The organism is Tenacibaculum aquaeponti (genome assembly GCF_057221555.1).
In genome coordinates, this window is record NZ_CM170147.1 from 204,464 (window position 1) to 222,091 (window position 17,628).

A 17,628-nucleotide genomic window follows, 5' to 3' on the forward strand; every position below is an offset into this window, starting at 1 on the left:
CATTTACAAGTAATAATTAAATAAAAATGTTAGAATTAGCAGGAATTATCATTTTAGGAATTTTAGCACAGTGGGTAGCATGGAAATTGAAAATACCTGCCATTTTACCTTTAATTTTAATCGGGTTATTAGTAGGTCCTTTTGCCGCAGAGTTTTTTAACGATGGAAGTAAATGGATAGAACCAATATGGAATGGTGAAAAAGGATTATTTCCTGGAGAAGGCTTATTCTATTTCGTATCTCTAGCTATTAGTATTATTCTTTTTGAAGGAGGTTTAACACTAAAAAAGAGTGAAATAAGGAATGTAGGACCAGTAATTACAAAACTAATTACTTTAGGTTCTGTGGTTACTTTTTTCGGAGCAGGTATTTTCGCAAGATATATTTTTGATCTAAGTTGGGAAATGTCTTTGTTATTTTCTTCATTAATCATTGTGACAGGTCCAACTGTAATTTCTCCAATTTTAAGGAATATTCCGCTAAAGAAAGATGTTGCTGCTGTATTAAAGTGGGAAGGAATTTTAATTGATCCAATTGGAGCTTTAGTTGCCGTTTTAGTTTTTGAATTTATAAGTGTTGGTGGCGATAGTGGATTTACACAAACAGCACTAATTGAATTCTTTAAAATTGTACTATTTGGTTCTACTTTAGGTTTTGTATTTGCTAAAGGGTTGATCTTTATTGTAAATAGAAAATTTGTACCTCATTACCTATTAAATGTAGTATCCTTGTCTACGGTACTTTTAGTTTTTGTATTATCAGATTTATTAGCACACGAATCAGGATTGTTAGCAGTAGTAGTGATGGGAATGGTAATTGCCAACAGTAAATTAAAAAGTTTCGATGAATTATTATATTTCAAAGAATCACTTACTGTTTTATTAATTTCAATTCTATTTATTTTGTTAGCTGCAAACATGAAAATGTCTGAGTTGCAACTAATTTTAAACTGGAAAACAGTATTACTATTTGCCTTAGTAGTTTTTATTGTACGCCCTTTAGGAGTATTCATAAGTACACACAAATCCACATTACAATTAAACGAAAAAATCTTTATCAGTTGGGTTGGTCCAAGAGGTATTGTTGCTGCGGGAATTGCATCTTTATTCGGAACGAAGTTAATGAAGCAAGGTGTGGCTGGAGCAGAATATATAACACCTTTAGTATTCATGATTGTTTTAGGAACTGTATTATTAAATGCAACTACGGCAAGAATGTTAGCTAAAATGATTGGAGTATTCTTAAAAAAGTCAGAAGCAATTGTGTTTGTTGGAGCTTCAAAATCTGCACGTTTAATAGCAAGTTATTTAAAGAAAAACAATCGTCGTGTAATACTATTAGATAGCAACAAAGATTATGTAAATCAAGCTAAAGAAATGGGAATGGAAGCATTTAATATTGATATTTATAATGATAATTTAGATAATAATGTTGAATTAAATGATGTGGGGTATTTAATTGCTATGACAGGTAGTGATGTGATTAATAAATACGCATTAGAACGTTTTTCTGATATCTATGGAGAAATGGGAGCTTATCGTTTAGCGACATCAAGAGAAGTAGCTTCAAAACAATTAGAGAATTCAGATGTATTGTTTACGGCAAATGATGATTTTATTAATGTAACAGAAACAGTTCGTGATTTTCCAAAAATGAATGAATTAACAGTTACATCTTCAGAAGATTTTACAGAGAAAATAGAAGCAATACTACAAAAAGACAAAGCCGTACCATTGTTTTTGAAATCAGATAAAACAATTAAGATTTTAGCAGAAGTGACTCCTCAAGACATCAAAGAAAATGATGTAATAGTATATGTAGGAGAAACATTGTAACAGAATAAAAATATTCATAACAAAACCCCTTGAAGTAATTCAAGGGGTTTTGTTTTATATTGTCCGGTGGCTGAGGCTTTCGAAGCCACGGAAATCCACATTTTTTTCTGCAGAAATCACATTTTTTATCAAGTAGTTGCCTATTAGTTTTGTATATATAATTAAAAGGGGAATAGATATGGAAGAAATCGTTTTTAAAACACTAGTTAACAGAAAAAAATACACAAGTATAGATCATTTTATTGCAGAAGTGATGAACAATAATCACAAAGATGAGTTTAGCTACGACGGAATAAAAGATGCTGTTTTTAAGTTGATTATATATGGATTTATCACAGTTGATACCACATCTATTGAAAATTGTATCCGAAAAGAAAATAATTTCTATAAAGCAAAAAAACTAGGAGGAGTGGGAGAGTGGTTAAAATACCGTCAATCTCACAGAAACGCAGCATAAATAAGCATAAAAATATATAAAAAATCCTGAACTAGTTTCAGGATTTTTTATATAAAGTTTTTAGTTGTAAATAATATCATACTTTAAATACGGCCCTTCTAGAACTTTTGGGATCTTGTAATTAAAAATTCGAAACCTACTGGCTGAGTTTAGTCGAAGCTCGGTGACTGAGGTTCTCGAAGTCAGACATCTAATCCAAACGTCTGTTTCAACTTATCTAGAAGTGGATTTTTCTCACGTAACTTAGCGTATTTTTCTTGTGGAGTATAAGCAAATTTCTTCTCTACCGTTTCACTAACTTTAATATTAATTGCAAGTCCATAATTGTTTAAACGTACACGAATAAACTTTAATAAAGCAGGTTTACCTTTTTCAAGTTGATTCTTCATTAAAGTATTAGGAAGCGTTACAATAACCTCAAAGTTCTGATGCAATTTAGGTTGTCCTGCTAATAAGATAGAAGCTGTGTTTTTCTCTCCTAATTCCTGTAATTTAAAATAGTATTTCTTCCAAGCTTCTTCTAGTTGCTCTTGCGTAAACGGAGTTCTAGGGTGATTATCGTAGTTTTCTTCTTCAACTTCTACAACTTGAGTTTCTTTCTTTTGCATTAATCCTTTAAAAGAAAGTGCAGAAGTTCTACGTTTAATATTTTTAATAGAAGGCTTTTTTTCCTCCTGTGGTTTTGTTTCTGGTGTTTTTGGTGGAGGAGGAACAGCTTTAGATTGTTGTACAGATGAAATTGCGTCAGCCACTTGTTTTTTAGTAGGAGCTAACGAAGTAAAGAAAGTAGCAGGAATTATAAAGTTGCTATTTTTTTTTTGCTCCATCAAAATTGATAGAGGCAATCTGCATTAAGCACAGCTCAACTAGCAATCGTTGATTTTTACTTGCTTTATACTTTAAATCACAATCATTTGCCTTATCAATAGCCGGTAATAAGAAAGACATAGCAGCCTTATTGGCTTGTTCTAAATATTTCTTTTTGGTAGTATCTCCAACTTCTAATAACGGAATTGTAGCAGCGTCTTTGGCTACTAACAAATCTCTAAAGTGCGAAGCCAATCCACTAATAAAATGTTGTCCTTCAAAACCTTTTGCTAATACTTCATTATAAGCCATTAACACTTCAGGAATTTTATTTTCAAGTAATAAATCCGTCATGTTAAAATACACTTCGTAATCCAGAACATTTAAGTTCTGAGTTACAGCTTCACGAGTCAAATTATTTCCAGAAAAACTAACTACACGGTCAAAGATTGATAAAGCATCACGCATGGCTCCATCTGCTTTCTGAGCTATAATATGTAAAGCATCATCATCTGCAGTAATGTTCTCGCGCTCACAAATTACTTTCAAGTAATTTTTAGCATCTAAAACACCAATACGTTTAAAGTCAAAAATCTGACAACGTGATAAAATCGTTGGAATAATTTTATGCTTCTCTGTAGTTGCTAAAATAAAAATAGCGTGCGCAGGTGGTTCTTCTAAAGTCTTTAAAAAAGCATTAAAAGCTGCTTGAGACAACATGTGTACCTCATCAATAATATAAACTTTATATTTTCCTGTTTGAGGTGGAATTCGAACTTGATCGGTTAGGTTACGAATATCATCTACAGAGTTATTTGAAGCCGCATCTAATTCGAAAATGTTAAATGCAAAATCTTCATCTGCACTATCTGAACTTTCTTGATTAATACGTTTTGCTAAAATACGCGCACACGATGTTTTACCAACACCACGCGGACCTGTAAATAATAAAGCTTGAGCTAAATGGTTATTTTTAATAGCATTTTCAAGCGTATTGGTAATCGCTTGTTGACCCACAACATCCTCAAAGTTTTGAGGTCTGTATTTTCGTGCCGATACTATAAAATGTTCCATTCGATCTTGTGAATTATATAGCAAATGTAGCAAAGACTAAGACTACAAACAAACAAAGTTTCTAACAATGTTTTTTTCTAAAAACAAAGCATTAAGTTACTAACCTCATTTTGATTATTATTACAGATATAAACCAATAGAAAATTATAGCATCTTGTGAATAAAAATAGTGGAACGATAGCCGTTAAATTTGATCTTTGATAAGAATTACAAAAAATTAAGGTATCAGAGATGGGGTTTAGATGAAAAGCTGTTTGAGCAAAGCGAGTTCTTTTCATCTGTGGCTGGTAATACCGTAGTATTTTTTAATTCTTATCCTAAATCTTGATTTTTGCTTCTTTGTATCAAGACAAAGAAAGAAACAAACAAACAATAGTTTTTTACAAACTCAAAAACTCCTTTACATTAATTTTATATACCTTTCCAATTGGAATAATATGATCATTAATAAAAATTCGATTTCCTTCTACATACTTTATTTTCCTTTTTGCTACTAAAAAAGATTTATGTACTTGTAGAATATGATCTTTTGGAAATAAAGTTAATAAATCAGAGATCTTCTCTCGTATGGTGAGTTCTTCTTGCTCTGTTACAATTTTACAATAATTCCCAACAGCTTCTATGTATAATAAATCGTCTAATAAGATTTGATAATACTTCTTGTTCGATTTTATAATGACATGTTTATCACCTGTAGTTTCTGGCATTGTTGCTGTAACTGTTTTTGGAGTATAAATAACTTCTGTTTTTTGTATTGCTTTTACAAAACGTTCAAAACTAAAAGGTTTCAATAAATAATCTACAATATTAAGTTCATAACCTTCTAGTGCATATTCTTTATATGCAGTAGTAACAATTACTTTTGGCGGATTGGTTAAGGTTTTTAAAAAATCAAAACCTTTTAATTTAGGCATATTTAAATCCAGAAAAATCAAATCTACCGAGTTGTTTTTCAAACATTCTAAAGCTTCAATTGCATCATAACAACTTTTCACCAAATTATAATTCGATAACAAATCACAATATCCTTTTATAATATCGTGAGCAATATATTCATCATCAATAATTAAATAATTGGTCATATTGTAATGCTTAAAAATGCTTCAAAAGTATTATTTACTTTACGAGTAGTAAATGTATGGTTATTCGGATAGGTAAGTTCTAATCGGCGTGTTAAATTTTCCAATCCTATTCCTTTTTGAGTTATATGTGTCGGATCAAAATTATTTTTAATTGTAAATTTAATTTCTGATTTGGTAGTTTTTAAATCAATGGTAACAAAAGCTTCATCACGTAATACTTCAACGCCGTGTTTAAAAGCATTTTCTACCAGAATAATAAACAGAAGTGGTACAATATTTACGTCACTATTTTCAATGTTTGTTTGAAAAGAAATATCAATATTCTTCTTGTAACGCATTTGATGTAAACTGATAAAGTTTTGAATAAAATCGATTTCTTCTTGAATAGAAACGGTGTCTTTTAAACCTTCGTAAACACTGTAACGCATCATATCAGAAAGTTTTAAAACCAGTTGTTTCGCTTTTTCCGAATCACGATCTATGAGTCCGTATAAATTATTCAGCATGTTAAAAAAGAAGTGCGGATTTACCTGAGTTTGTAGATGAATCAACTCTGTTTTTTTCTTTTCATTTTTTAAATCAATAATCGTTTTTATTTGCTGAACCAACCAATGTATAGCGATTCCAAGAATAGTTAAAATGAGAAGAATGTAATATCCTAATAAAATAAAAACTACGCTTGAAGGCCAGTTTACGGTAATAACAAAAGAATCTTTATCGGTACTAATAATTTTATAACTAATCCATAGTAAAGGAATAGCTAAAGAAATAAAACTAATAAGTGTAAATATTCTTTTATTTTGTTTGAACCATTGTATCATACAGCTAAATTAAAGATTGACTAGGATTCTACAAATAAAGAAGACAAACGTTCGTAAACTCATAATAAACGGATAATAACTCGTAATAAAGGTACTTTTCAAGAAAAATAGAAGAGTTTAATGCAACTTAAGAGTCGTTTATCCCAATAGTTTTAAAAGGTTGAAGTGCTAAAATATTTTTGAGGAAACTTAAAACTTTAACCGATGAAAAAAAGAATCTTACGCTATGTAAAACATGTTTTTGTAACACTAACTGTATTGATTTTAGTGGGAAGCGGAATTATAATCGCAATGAATGGAACTTTAAATTATAATCAGAATAGTTTACGTTACAATTTAGAAGAAGAAGGTCCGTATATTTTTTATATGAACGATAGTTTAGTCAGTGTTGAATATGTAAAAGGAAATAAAAACGATGGTTTCTATGTAGATAGAAAAACATATGATACTAAAGCCGAAGAAGCGTTAACCTGTTTCTTTCCTTTGGATTCTTCTCGATTTTCTTTTGACTTACAAGCAGCGTTTGAAACTCCAAAATCTATATATAATGATGGGAATAAAATTTTAGCCATTTCAGATATTGAAAGTGGTTATAAAACATTTCGAGATTTCTTAATTCAAAATAAAGTCATCGATGCAAATTTAAATTGGACTTTCGGTAAAGGTCATTTAGTATTAGTTGGTGATTTTGTAGATCGAGGATTTTCTACTACTCAAGTACTTTGGTTTATTTTCAAACTGGAGCAAGAAGCTAAGAAAAAAGGCGGGACAGTACATTTTATTATCGGGAATCATGAGCTGAAGAATATGCAAGGCCAGTATAAATCAGCAGAACCAAAATACTATGCGGTGGCTTCAATTTTAGGAAAACAGCAGTACGATTTATATAACAAAAAATCTGTTTTAGGTAGATGGATGTCAAGTAAAAACACAATTGAATCTATTAACGGAACTTTATTTGCTCACGGAGGAATTCATCCTGAAATAGCAGAAACTAATTTAACATTAGACGATATCAATCGAATAAATAGAGCCAATTACTATCAACGTCATTTTCCAAAACCTAACAAAACTGTAGAAGATAAAGTGTTATCAACTAAAACCGGGATTTGTTGGTACAGAGGATATTTCAAAAATGAATTATCACAAGAAGAAGTAGTTAAAGGCATTTCAAAATTCAATGCAGAAAACATTGTAGTCGGACACACATTACAATGGAAAGTAAATAAAATGTATGACGGAAAAGTGTATGCGATTGATGTAAAACATCCGAGTGATTATATTTCCATGTTTCCAAATAAAAAATCGGAAGGATTATTAATTGAAAATAAAACCTTTTATAGAATTCTACACAACGGAAAACAATACCCATTATAAAGCTAAAAAACACTTTGAAGAAGTGTCGTTTTTTTGGTTCGTTTTTTTGACAAGCAAAAAAATGAACAGTTAACTAATAACTAACACAAATTCTTGTGATAAAAATATCATCAATTCAAAAGAATAATTCAAATGAAAACAAAAATATACACACAGTTAAGTAAATCTTATATCGTAGTTTTAGTAATGATTGTAGCTCCTTTTTTGGGGCATATCGACAGAAACTTTAGTTATTTTTTCGGATTAACAATAGCAGGTTTATTATTATGGTCGAGCCAATACAATTGGTCGCTATTTGGTTTCGGTAAGAAAATCAATAAAAGAACAATAGTGAGAGGAATTATTTATGCATTAATTATATATGTAATTTTTATTCCTATTGATTCATGGATAGAAAGTTTTTTAGGAAAAGCAAATTTATCGTCATTAACAGGAATAGAAGGAAACTTTATAAACTACATAATTACTTTAATTGTGATTTGGATTTTCGCAGCTTTTGGAGAAGAATTCTTGTTTAGAGGCTTTTACTTAAAAGGTTTAGTCGTTTTATTAGGAAATACAAAGAAGGCTTGGTATTTAGGAATTGTAATTGTGTCTTTATACTTTAGTATTTCTCATATTTATCAAGGAATAACAGGAGTTATACAAATATTCCCCTTAGCTTTATTATATTCTATTATTTTTTATAAGAATAGAAACAATTTGGGATTACTTGTTATAATGCATGGAGTTCACGATACAATAGCATTAACATTATTGTACTTAGGTTTGTACAGATAAATTTTAAAAAAAAACAAAAGCCTTACTTTTTAGTAAGGCTTTTCATAAATAACATAACAAACTACAACAGCATACGAAATTATTTGATAAAACTATCTATAATTTCATTTACTTGTTTTTTAGAAGCATCTGCTTTTAGTTTAAATAGATGCGCAAATAATTTTTTATCTTCAATTTTAGTCTGTAAAGTAATATCTTTATTCTGATTAAAAGTTTTATCCCATTTTTTACGAACTTTTTTCCACAACCCTTTGTTTTCTTTCCACCAGTTTTGTGCAGCAATACATTTATTATCAGGAACTCTTATGTATGTGTTAAACCCTTTTTCTTGAGCTAATAAGAAGTCTTTTTCACCATCTTTTCTGATAATTTTATCATTATCCTGATTGTGAATCCAGCCGTTTTCTATAATTTCATGACGATTTCTTCTTAACATTACATTGTAATCAGATCTTTTTGTATGTTCTCTTCTTGCTAAAGGAGCATCTGTAGCATTTTCCCAATAACTTTTTCCATCAACATGAACCCAAGATGCAGTACCTTCATAACGTGGACTATCATCTACTTGATATACCTTCTGAGTCCATTGACCTTGTACACTTTCTTTATCTAAGTTTAGATATTTCCAATGATTATCTTTATGAAACAGATATAAATCCTGATTTTCATAAAGCCAATCTTGACGCCAATGCTTAACAATATGTGGTTTGTTCTTCGGACCAACAATTAATAAATGTTGTAATTGAATTTTATTGTTTTTATCAGTAATAACTTCAACCCATTCTAAAGCACGATCGTGTTTTATTGCAGAAGGCTTGTATAAACTATCTTTTGAGTAATTAAAAGTTTCAGCAAAGTTAAAACTTACTTCAAAGCAACCTTTCATTGTTTTAATTGCCTTTATATCTTTTTGTTTTTTAGATTCTTGTGCGCTTGTGTATGTCATAGCACATAGTGTAAATATTACTACAATTTGATTTCTCATTTTTATAATGTTTGATTTTATTTTCGAGACAAAATTATAATTTATTTAGATTAATTAAAAATAAAAATCTACATTTGTCGAAAATTATTAAGAATGTTTCTAAATAAAGTTTTGGTTATTGCGATGTTTTTTTTGTTCACTATCATGTTTTCTCAAAAGAAGAGAAAGGATACGATTGTAAATAAATTAGATGAAGTAATAGTTACTGCAACTACTACTAAAAGACAATTATCATCTTTACCAATGCCTGTAACTTTAATTACGCAGAAAAACATAAAAAAAACTAGCGCTACACGATTACGAGATATTATTGTAGAACAAACAGGAATAATTTTGGTTTCAGATTTTGGAAGTTCAGAAGGTGTGCAAATTCAAGGAATGGATGCAGAATATACCTTAATACTGGTAAACGGGTTGCCATATATTGGGAGAACTTCGGGGAATTTAGATTTAAATAGAATCTCGGTAAACAATATTAAACAAATAGAGATAGTTAAAGGTCCTTCGTCTTCATTATATGGTTCTGAAGCTTTAGGTGGAGTAATTAACATTATAACAGAAATACCTAAATCAGAACAAACTAATTCAGAATTAAGTTATGCAGGTAGATTTGGTGCAGAAAAAGAGTTGGATTTAAGTTTTGAAATCACCCATCAAAAAGATAAGCTAGGCATAGAAAGCAGAATTAATTTGAATTCTGGTAGTGGTTATGATGTATCTCCAGAAACTGAGAACAATACTGTAAATCCATATCAAAATTATAATGGGAATTTAAGATTAACTTATGATATATCTGATCAATTAAAATTTGTTGCTGATGGAAGGTATTTTAATCAAAAAGTTTTCAATTCAGATAGTAAAGCTGAACAAAAAGATTATGGACTATCTACTAAGTTAACTCATTGGATTAATGAAAAAAATAAAATAGATTTTTCATTTTATACTACTCGTTTTAAGACAGAAAGCCAGTTTGATGGGAACACTTCAGTTTTCAATCAAACTTTATTAAGACCAGAAATAAAAGGGCAATTTAAAATTAAATCTTCAGATTTAATCGTTGGAGTAGGAGGTAATTTCGATGCTTTAGAACGTACTTTTTTTGATGGAAAAGAGCAGTATAATAGTCAGTATGTTTTCACTCAGTACGATACGAAAATTAAAAATAAAGTAAATTTAATTTTAGGACTTAGATATGATCATTTTAATACATTTAAATCAGCAATTAGTCCAAAAATTTCAGCAATTTATAAATTTAACACTTGGTTAAGTACAAAAACATCTGTTGGTTTAGGTTATAAAGTTCCTGATTTTAGACAATTGTTTTTTAACTTCAGAAATACAGCTGGTGGCTATGTTGTATTAGGAACTGAAGTTTTACATGAACTGTATGGTAATTTGTCATCGGTATCAAATTTATCTAAAGAGTTAGCTCCAGAAAGTTCAATAGGCTACAATCTTGGTTTTGATTTTAAACCATTCAAAAATTTAAGCCTGCACCTGAATTTTTTCAGAAATGATATTAGCGATTTAATAAACACTTTTGTTGTAGATACTAATTTTCCAGATTTACCAAATACTACTGTTTTTTCTTATGAAAACAGAGCCAAAGTTTTTACTCAAGGATTAGAGTTTAATGGGAGTTATAAAATTAATACAAACTTTAATATCACATTTGGTTATCAATTTTTAGATACAGGCGATAAAGAAGAAATAAATAAAATTAAATCAGGAGAAGTTTTCTTTAGAAGATCTCCAAGTTCGCCTTCAGAAATAATTCAGTTGGACAATTATTTTGGATTAGCAAATCGTTCACGTCATACTGGAAATATTAAACTATTTTATAAAAATTTTGACCACAACTTTTCACTTAATGCAAGAATATTGTATAGAAGTAAATATGCTTTATTTGATACCAATAATAGTGGTGGGATTATAGATGAGTTTGATCAATTTGCTTCTCCAAATACACAAATTAATATTGGAGGTTCTTTAAAATTATTAAACATTTTTACGGTTCAGTTCGGAATAGATAATCTTTTCAATAATACAGAACAAGAAAATAAGGCATCTTTCGAAAACATAGATGCAGTTTTACAACTAGGTAGAACTTTTTATACACGTATTCAATTCAATTTTTAATATATGATCAAATCAAAAATGATAAAAATAATTACACTCATTTTGAGTGTGATTTTGGGAGCTATGTTAGTATATGGAGGTATAGGGAAATTTTCAAAAGCTAATCCAAAACCATTAGCAGTTGTTGAAAAAGCTCAAAAGTTTAATCAACCTAATCAAGAACAAACACTACAAAAAGTGTTGTATATAAACGGGATGAAACAGACGGGATATCTATGGCAATTTTTAGGAATAATGCAAATCATTTGTGGTTTACTATTAATTAGCCAGGTTTTTACATTATTTGGAGCAATAATGGCAATGCCTATCGTAATAAATATCTTTTTATTTCATCTTTTTTTAGAAACTGATGAAGTAGGAGAGCTTATACAAACTGGAGTTTTACTTCTTATTAATATTTGGCTTTTAGTAGTTGATAGAAAAAAGTTAACATCAATATTATATCAATCAGAAAAATTACAATTTAATTAATAATCATGAATCAAATCAAATCAATATTTTCAATTTTATTTATAGCAATCGTATGCATATCATGTAATGATGAGGCGAAATTAGTAACTCTACCAGTAGAGTCAAAGTCGATTACAAATTTACCAGCATTACAGGATACAGATTTTACTCAAAATCCACCAGTAACAACAGGTACTTTTACTAAATTTAGTTTTAAAACTGGAGCTGTTGTTACAGATGATTCTTGGGACATCGCTTTTAGAGGTACTACAATTTTAGTAAATGGAGGTACTAAAGTGGGAGGTTTATCAGACGAACCTGAAAGAACAGGAAGTGCTGCTTTAGCTATCCAAAATGGAACATTTGCTAACATAACAACTGCACCAGAAGATACTTTATTTTCTCAAGATGCTTCAGGAAGTTATGCATTACCAACTGGTAGTGGTAATGGTTGGTATAGCTATGCAGGACCACCAAGTCATTTAATTAGTCCATTAGCAGGAAAAGTAATCATTGTAAAAACTGTTGATGGAAATTATGCAAAACTTGAAATTTTAAATTACTATAAAGATAATAACCCTGCAGTAGCAGAAAATGCTAGGTACTATTCATTTAATTATGTATATAATCCGAATGTAGGTGATAAAAGCATTCAGTAGGAGTCTCTATTGAATTTTGTTAGTTTATAATTTGAAAAGCTATCCGAATTTCTGGGTAGCTTTTTGTATGTTTTAGTATTTTTAAGCGACGAACACTAAAATTTTTAAAATCATGAAGAATATTATATATGTCGCTCTTTTTTTAATAGGAATAAATTTACAAGCACAAAACGATAAAAAAGTAGCTTACTTTGCAAGTGGTTGTTTTTGGTGTGTTGAAGCTATTTTTGAAAGTGTAGAAGGAGTCGACGAAGCAGTTTCTGGTTATGCTGGAGGGCAGACTAAAAATCCTACTTATAAAAGTATTGGTACAGGAAGAACAGGACATGCAGAAACCGTAGCGGTATATTACGATCCTAAAAAGGTAGATTTTAAAACCTTAGTTGTCGTGTTTTTTGGTTCTCATGATCCTACAACTGTAAATGGTCAACATCCAGATTATGGAACACAATACAGATCTATTGCTTTTTACAATAATGATGAAGAAAAGCAAATCATCGAAAAATATATTAAATCATTAAACTACAAGGTATATAAAGGTAAAGTTGTAACAGAAATATTGCCAATTAAAAAATTTTATGAAGCAGAAGCATATCATCAGAATTATGAACGTTTAAATCCGAACAATCCTTATGTTCAAAATGTATCAATTCCAAGATTAAATAGATTTAAAAAGAGATTTCCAAGTTTATTAAAGAAAGGTTCACACTAATAAAATGAGAAAAATAGTAAGTTTTTTAGTTGTATTAGTTGGTTTTCTTTCATGTCAATCAAATCATAAAAGTGAAAAAATGAATACTAGTTTAATTGTTAAAGAAAGTCCTTTAGATTTTCAAAATACATATTTAAGAGTAAAAAGTAAAATTGAAAACAATCCGAATTTAAAGTTGATTTTTGAACTTGATCATAGCGAGAATGCTAGTAAAAAAGATTTGTCGTTACGTCCAACTAAATTACTAATATTTGGAAATCCTAATTTAGGAACACCTTTAATGAATGTTGCGCCAACATTAGCAATAGATTTACCTCAAAAAATAATGATTTATGAAGAAGCAGGAAAAGTATACATTACATACAATAACCCTGAATATTTAAAAGAAAGACATAATATTGAAGGTAAAGATGAATTGTTAAATAAAATTTCAAATGCCTTAAATAAATTAACTACAGTTGAGTAAACTTTTACTCAATTAGTCTATAAAAAGATAATTCATAATCTGGTAATAATTCTGGATTAGTAATTTTAATTAAATCTTTTAAAACTAAATCAGGACGAATAGGAGCAAACTCAAAATATTTAATTCCTCCTGTTGCTCCTTTTATTGCCGCTATTGTATAAGTTTGATTTAGTTGTACAGGAGAAAATTTATCATAGTTTTTATTGGTACTTAACAATTGTGTTTTAGTTTCATTAATACCACAACCAATCCAATAATCAGCCTCTTGAGCTTTATCTAAAACACTTTCAAAGCTTAATTGTAAACTACCAGTGCCAGAGGTTTCTTTCCATAAATAATCCAAGTTAGCGTCATTGAAAAATTTGGCGATAAAACTTTCGCCAGCTGGAGCATACCAAACATCTTTAAAGAAACTTCCTGAAATTATTTTTGGTGATTTATCAACACTTTGAGCTATTTTTTTAACCGCTAAATAATCTTTTTCGATAGTTTCGAAAACAATTTTAGCTTCTTTTTCTTTACCTAATAAAACACCGAAAAACTTAATCCATTCAGCTCTTCCTAAAGGAGTTTCTTCTAACCACTCACCATTAAAAACAACAGGAAACCCTAACTTCTTAATATTGTTATACAGTTTATTATTAGGGTGTAATGAAAAACCAACGATTAAATCTGGAACCAAATCAATTAAGATTTCTGTATTCATACTTTGTTCTGAGCCAAGTTCAGTAATCAATCCGTCTTCAATACGTTTTCTTGTTTTTTCTGAAGAAATATATTTAGTGTTTGGAAAACCAATAATTCGATCTTCTGCATCTAACAATTCAATCATTGGAACATGAGTAGTGCTTGTAACAACTAAACGATTTACTGGAACTTTTATCTTATTGTTTTTTAAGTCATTTTTCTCAGAAAGTAAGTATTTAAAAGAGCTTATTTCGTTCTGAAAAACTTTTTTTATGAGTAGATATTTATTTCCATTTTCTTCGATAATATCAAATCCTTTGGCATATTTAATTGTTGAAGTATTTTGACTTTGAGTACTTTCTTTTACTCTTTCTTGTTTACATTGAATAAAAAGAAAAAGGCTCAAAATTGTATAGATGTAAGATAATTTAGTTGTCATTATCGGTTGATATTTTTAAGATTTGACCATAAGTCAATTTCAGTTCAAAAGTTTTATCTAGCGGAATGTTATTGTAGTGTGCCCAAATACAACGCATAACTCCAGCATGGGTTACAATAACAATATTTTTAGTGTTTAATTTTTCTATATCTTGTAAGAAATTTACAACACGATTATTTAAATCGATGTACGATTCTCCATTGGTCACGGGAACTTCAACGAAATTTTCCATCCAAGGATTAATTTCTTCTGATGGAATATCATTCCATTTTTTCAATTCCCAATCACCAAAATCCAATTCTTTCAATCGATTATCGAAAGTAATATTTGTGCTAATTTTTTCAGCTAGTTTTTTACAACGCTGTAACGGACTAGCATATATATAATCAAAATCAAGTGTTTTTAATTCTTTTAAAATAGGTTTTAATTCTTCAGAAAAAGTTGCAGTAACATCAATGTCTGCTTGTCCGTAACAAATTCCTTTTTCTATGTTTGGAGTCGTATGTCGTACTATAATAATTTCCATATGGCAATTAAAGAAATGTAAAAAACAACTTCAGCAACTTGCTGTAAAGCACCAGCGCAATCGCCAGTTTGACCACCAATCCATTTTTTAAAGAAATTCCCCATATATAAATAAGCAACTAACAAAGGAAAAATGCTAATAAATACAGTTGGTTTTTGAAAAAAGAATAGTGGTAGTACACCAAAAATAGCAGAGATAACTAATGATATTGTACTCATTTGTTTTGTAGTTGGTTTTACTTTAGAACTATCAAAATCTCTAACATATTCGTGAGTATACAGTAAAATAGTTGCTATAAAACGACTGATTGCATGACCAGAAATTAAAACTAATGGAATATTAACTTGACTTGAAAGTTCTTTTAAACTCAAGAATTTTAAACTTAAAATACTAAGTAAACCAATAACTCCGAAAGTTCCTAAGCGAGAATCTTTCATTATGGTAAGAATCTTTTCTTTAGTCCATCCGCCACCAAATCCATCACAAGTATCAGCAAAACCATCTTCATGAAAAGCACCTGTAGTCCAAATAGAACTTATCATACTTAAAACCAAAGAAATTTCAGTAGAAAATATAAAAGAACTTGCGTAATACACAGCAGCAGCAATACTACCAACTACAATTCCAACCAATGAAAAATAACGACTACTTTTATTTAAAGCTTCAGAAGAATGATCTACCCATTTCGGACAAGGAATTCTTGTAAAGAATAACACAGCAGTTAAAAAATAATGGATTTGTTTTTTCATGAAATGATGTTTTTACTCAGCTTCAGAAACATTAGCACTTTCGAATGTTGCCATTTCATTTAAAAAGTTTACAGCCGATTTAATTATAGGATAGGCAACTGCTATACCTGAGCCTTCACCTAATCGCATTCCTAAATTAAGAATTGGTTTTACGTTTAAATAAGACAACATTTTTTCATGACCTTGTTCACCTGACGTATGAGAAAAAATACAATAGTCTAAAACATTTTTATCTATAGCGTGAGCTGCAAGTAGGGCAGAAGTAACAATAAATCCGTCAATTAAAATTGTCATTTGTAAACGAGCTGCTTCTAACATTGCACCACATAACATAACGATTTCAAATCCACCAAAACTAGTTAAAACATCAATCGGATTTTGAATATTGTTTTTATGTATATTAAATACAGTTCTTAAAATTTCACCTTTAGTATTTACACCATTATCATCTAACCCAGTTCCTTTTCCAACACACTTTTCAATTGGTGTTTCAGTAAAATAACTCATTAATAAAGATGCTGCCGAAGTATTTCCAATTCCCATTTCACCAAAACCAACAATATTTGTTCCTTGGTTATGTAGTTTTTGAATTACTTTTTTACCAGCTTCTAAAGCAGTTTTACATTGATTTTCTGACATTGCTTTTCCTTCAGAATAATCTGAAGTTCCATTAGCAATTTTATGATTCAAAAGTTTTTCGCTGTACTCAAAAGTTCCATTTACACCAGCATCTACAATGTATAAGTCAATATTATTTTGTTTACAAAACACATTAATTGCTGCTCCACCTTGGGTAAAGTTTAAAACCATTTGTTGCGTAACTTCTTGTGGATACGGACTTACAGGTTTGTTTTTTACAATTCCATGGTCACCAGCAAAAACAACAACTGCAGGATTATTTAATTCTGGAGTTAACGTATTTTGAATCTGACTAATTTGTAACGCGATTTTTTCTAAAACACCTAACGAACCGATAGGTTTAGTTTTAAAATCTATTTTCTTCTGTATATCGTTAATTAACGTAGTAGAGATTGGTGGAATCATCTAGTTTTATTTTAAAGTTAATGGTAAGCCAGAGACCATAAATGTGGCTTTGTTTGATTGTTTTGCTATAAATTGATTTACCCAGCCTTGTAATTCAGTAAATTTTCTTCCGCTTTCAGTTTGTGCATGTAATCCCATTCCAATTTCATTAGAAATAATAATTATGGTTGCATTCAATTCAGAAAGCTTTAAAATTTCATCTTTAGCTAAACGTAAACATTCTTCGATGTCATTTTTTGTATCTACAAAAAAGTTTGTTAGCCATAAAGTAACACAATCAATAACTACAGTAGCATTTTCTGGAATTACTTGACTGATATTTTTTTCTTCTTCAATAGTTGTCCAACGTTCATCTCTATCAGAAATATGGCGCTTCACTCGGTTTTTAAAATCAGCGTCCCAAATTCTAGAAGTAGCTAAGTAATAAGGAGTTTCAGATAAAGATTCTGCAAGTTGTTGTGCGTAACTACTCTTACCAGATCGTTCTCCTCCGGTGATATAATACATCATAATTGAAGAAAATTTGAAAGCAAAGATTA

17 protein-coding genes and 1 pseudogene are annotated in these 17,628 nt (G+C 29.7%); 9 read left to right on the top strand and 9 right to left on the bottom strand.

All coding sequences use genetic code 11. The annotated features are described in order from the left end of the window. Positions 1-26 precede the first annotated feature (26 nt). Both AC2TEO_RS00970 and AC2TEO_RS00975 read left to right on the top strand, forming a co-directional pair. Positions 27-1,835 (top strand): cation:proton antiporter, encoded by a 1,809-nt coding sequence (locus AC2TEO_RS00970; RefSeq protein WP_442266317.1) that lies wholly within the window; start codon positions 27-29, stop codon positions 1,833-1,835. 178 nt (positions 1,836-2,013) lie between these two features. After that, positions 2,014-2,292 (top strand): hypothetical protein, encoded by a 279-nt coding sequence (locus AC2TEO_RS00975; RefSeq protein WP_442266318.1) that lies wholly within the window; start codon positions 2,014-2,016, stop codon positions 2,290-2,292. A 182-nt stretch (positions 2,293-2,474) separates the two neighbouring features. Here the strand turns inward: AC2TEO_RS00975 and dnaX are convergent. The 3 genes and pseudogenes from dnaX to AC2TEO_RS00990 all read right to left on the bottom strand — a co-directional run bounded on the left by dnaX (position 2,475) and on the right by AC2TEO_RS00990 (position 6,076). After that, a pseudogene (dnaX, locus tag AC2TEO_RS00980) lies at positions 2,475-4,173 on the bottom strand (DNA polymerase III subunit gamma/tau). A 380-nt stretch (positions 4,174-4,553) separates the two neighbouring features. Then, positions 4,554-5,255 carry a LytR/AlgR family response regulator transcription factor gene (locus AC2TEO_RS00985; protein WP_442266319.1) on the bottom strand — a complete coding sequence of 234 codons (702 nt, stop codon included), beginning with the start codon at positions 5,253-5,255 and terminating at the stop codon, positions 4,554-4,556. Then, positions 5,252-6,076 carry a sensor histidine kinase gene (locus AC2TEO_RS00990; protein ID WP_442266320.1) on the bottom strand — a complete coding sequence of 275 codons (825 nt, stop codon included), beginning with the start codon at positions 6,074-6,076 and terminating at the stop codon, positions 5,252-5,254. The genes AC2TEO_RS00985 and AC2TEO_RS00990 overlap by 4 nt, the downstream gene beginning before the upstream one ends. A 204-nt stretch (positions 6,077-6,280) precedes the next feature. Between AC2TEO_RS00990 and AC2TEO_RS00995 the strand changes: the two genes are divergently transcribed. Together AC2TEO_RS00995 and AC2TEO_RS01000 are read left to right on the top strand one after the other, a co-directional pair. After that, positions 6,281-7,453 carry a metallophosphoesterase gene (locus AC2TEO_RS00995; RefSeq protein ID WP_442266321.1) on the top strand — a complete coding sequence of 391 codons (1,173 nt, stop codon included), beginning with the start codon at positions 6,281-6,283 and terminating at the stop codon, positions 7,451-7,453. Between the two features lie 132 nt (positions 7,454-7,585). Further along, on the top strand, positions 7,586-8,233 hold the full coding sequence (locus AC2TEO_RS01000; protein ID WP_442266322.1) for a CPBP family intramembrane glutamic endopeptidase: 648 nt from the start codon (positions 7,586-7,588) through the stop codon (positions 8,231-8,233). Positions 8,234-8,312: 79 nt separating this feature from the next. Here the strand turns inward: AC2TEO_RS01000 and AC2TEO_RS01005 are convergent, their stop codons facing one another. Then, a complete protein-coding gene (locus tag AC2TEO_RS01005) occupies positions 8,313-9,218 on the bottom strand; it encodes a DUF6607 family protein (protein ID WP_442266323.1) in 906 nt (301 codons plus the stop codon). A gap of 93 nt (positions 9,219-9,311) precedes the next feature. Here AC2TEO_RS01005 and AC2TEO_RS01010 point away from each other — a divergent pair, with 93 nt between their 5' ends. From AC2TEO_RS01010 to AC2TEO_RS01030, 5 genes are all read left to right on the top strand, one after another. Continuing rightward, on the top strand, positions 9,312-11,357 hold the full coding sequence (locus AC2TEO_RS01010; RefSeq protein WP_442266324.1) for a TonB-dependent receptor plug domain-containing protein: 2,046 nt from the start codon (positions 9,312-9,314) through the stop codon (positions 11,355-11,357). Positions 11,358-11,375: 18 nt separating this feature from the next. Continuing rightward, positions 11,376-11,828: a DoxX family membrane protein gene (locus tag AC2TEO_RS01015; protein ID WP_484730873.1), complete on the top strand. Its 453-nt coding sequence runs from the start codon at positions 11,376-11,378 to the stop codon at positions 11,826-11,828. A gap of 5 nt (positions 11,829-11,833) precedes the next feature. Further along, positions 11,834-12,466, top strand: coding sequence for an HmuY family protein (locus AC2TEO_RS01020; RefSeq protein ID WP_442266326.1), 633 nt, complete (start codon positions 11,834-11,836; stop codon positions 12,464-12,466). A gap of 112 nt (positions 12,467-12,578) precedes the next feature. Continuing rightward, entirely contained in the window at positions 12,579-13,178 is a 600-nt protein-coding gene (gene msrA, locus AC2TEO_RS01025; RefSeq protein WP_442266327.1) for a peptide-methionine (S)-S-oxide reductase MsrA, read from the top strand. 4 nt (positions 13,179-13,182) lie between these two features. Then, entirely contained in the window at positions 13,183-13,644 is a 462-nt protein-coding gene (locus tag AC2TEO_RS01030) for a DUF302 domain-containing protein (RefSeq protein ID WP_442266328.1), read from the top strand. Between the two features lie 4 nt (positions 13,645-13,648). Here the strand turns inward: AC2TEO_RS01030 and AC2TEO_RS01035 are convergent, their stop codons facing one another. The 5 genes from AC2TEO_RS01035 to AC2TEO_RS01055 are packed head-to-tail and all read right to left on the bottom strand — an operon-like array spanning position 13,649 to position 17,599. After that, the gene (locus AC2TEO_RS01035; protein WP_442266329.1) at positions 13,649-14,770 is read right to left on the bottom strand and encodes an ABC transporter substrate-binding protein; all 1,122 of its coding nucleotides are present in this window, start codon (positions 14,768-14,770) and stop codon (positions 13,649-13,651) included. After that, positions 14,760-15,296 carry an alpha-ribazole phosphatase gene (gene cobC, locus AC2TEO_RS01040; protein WP_442266330.1) on the bottom strand — a complete coding sequence of 179 codons (537 nt, stop codon included), beginning with the start codon at positions 15,294-15,296 and terminating at the stop codon, positions 14,760-14,762. Before cobC ends, AC2TEO_RS01035 begins: the two co-directional genes overlap by 11 nt. After that, positions 15,281-16,045 (bottom strand): adenosylcobinamide-GDP ribazoletransferase, encoded by a 765-nt coding sequence (locus tag AC2TEO_RS01045; RefSeq protein WP_442266331.1) that lies wholly within the window; start codon positions 16,043-16,045, stop codon positions 15,281-15,283. The genes cobC and AC2TEO_RS01045 overlap by 16 nt, the downstream gene beginning before the upstream one ends. Positions 16,046-16,057: 12 nt before the next feature. Then, positions 16,058-17,089: a nicotinate-nucleotide--dimethylbenzimidazole phosphoribosyltransferase gene (cobT, locus tag AC2TEO_RS01050; RefSeq protein WP_442266332.1), complete on the bottom strand. Its 1,032-nt coding sequence runs from the start codon at positions 17,087-17,089 to the stop codon at positions 16,058-16,060. Positions 17,090-17,095: 6 nt separating this feature from the next. Continuing rightward, the gene (locus AC2TEO_RS01055) at positions 17,096-17,599 is read right to left on the bottom strand and encodes a bifunctional adenosylcobinamide kinase/adenosylcobinamide-phosphate guanylyltransferase (RefSeq protein WP_299837701.1); all 504 of its coding nucleotides are present in this window, start codon (positions 17,597-17,599) and stop codon (positions 17,096-17,098) included. Positions 17,600-17,628 lie beyond the last annotated feature (29 nt).

Bases quoted from the DNA above. Each gene is read 5' to 3' on its own strand.
- AC2TEO_RS00970 (WP_442266317.1), top strand. From the start codon at position 27: ATGTTAGAATTAGCAGGAATTATCATTTTAGGAATTTTAGCACAGTGG.
- AC2TEO_RS00975 (WP_442266318.1), top strand. From the start codon at position 2,014: ATGGAAGAAATCGTTTTTAAAACACTAGTTAACAGAAAAAAATACACA.
- AC2TEO_RS00985 (WP_442266319.1), bottom strand. From the start codon at position 5,255: ATGACCAATTATTTAATTATTGATGATGAATATATTGCTCACGATATT.
- AC2TEO_RS00990 (WP_442266320.1), bottom strand. From the start codon at position 6,076: ATGATACAATGGTTCAAACAAAATAAAAGAATATTTACACTTATTAGT.
- AC2TEO_RS00995 (WP_442266321.1), top strand. From the start codon at position 6,281: ATGAAAAAAAGAATCTTACGCTATGTAAAACATGTTTTTGTAACACTA.
- AC2TEO_RS01000 (WP_442266322.1), top strand. From the start codon at position 7,586: ATGAAAACAAAAATATACACACAGTTAAGTAAATCTTATATCGTAGTT.
- AC2TEO_RS01005 (WP_442266323.1), bottom strand. From the start codon at position 9,218: ATGAGAAATCAAATTGTAGTAATATTTACACTATGTGCTATGACATAC.
- AC2TEO_RS01010 (WP_442266324.1), top strand. From the start codon at position 9,312: ATGTTTCTAAATAAAGTTTTGGTTATTGCGATGTTTTTTTTGTTCACT.
- AC2TEO_RS01015 (WP_484730873.1), top strand. From the start codon at position 11,376: ATGATAAAAATAATTACACTCATTTTGAGTGTGATTTTGGGAGCTATG.
- AC2TEO_RS01020 (WP_442266326.1), top strand. From the start codon at position 11,834: ATGAATCAAATCAAATCAATATTTTCAATTTTATTTATAGCAATCGTA.
- msrA (WP_442266327.1), top strand. From the start codon at position 12,579: ATGAAGAATATTATATATGTCGCTCTTTTTTTAATAGGAATAAATTTA.
- AC2TEO_RS01030 (WP_442266328.1), top strand. From the start codon at position 13,183: ATGAGAAAAATAGTAAGTTTTTTAGTTGTATTAGTTGGTTTTCTTTCA.
- AC2TEO_RS01035 (WP_442266329.1), bottom strand. From the start codon at position 14,770: ATGACAACTAAATTATCTTACATCTATACAATTTTGAGCCTTTTTCTT.
- cobC (WP_442266330.1), bottom strand. From the start codon at position 15,296: ATGGAAATTATTATAGTACGACATACGACTCCAAACATAGAAAAAGGA.
- AC2TEO_RS01045 (WP_442266331.1), bottom strand. From the start codon at position 16,045: ATGAAAAAACAAATCCATTATTTTTTAACTGCTGTGTTATTCTTTACA.
- cobT (WP_442266332.1), bottom strand. From the start codon at position 17,089: ATGATTCCACCAATCTCTACTACGTTAATTAACGATATACAGAAGAAA.
- AC2TEO_RS01055 (WP_299837701.1), bottom strand. From the start codon at position 17,599: ATGATGTATTATATCACCGGAGGAGAACGATCTGGTAAGAGTAGTTAC.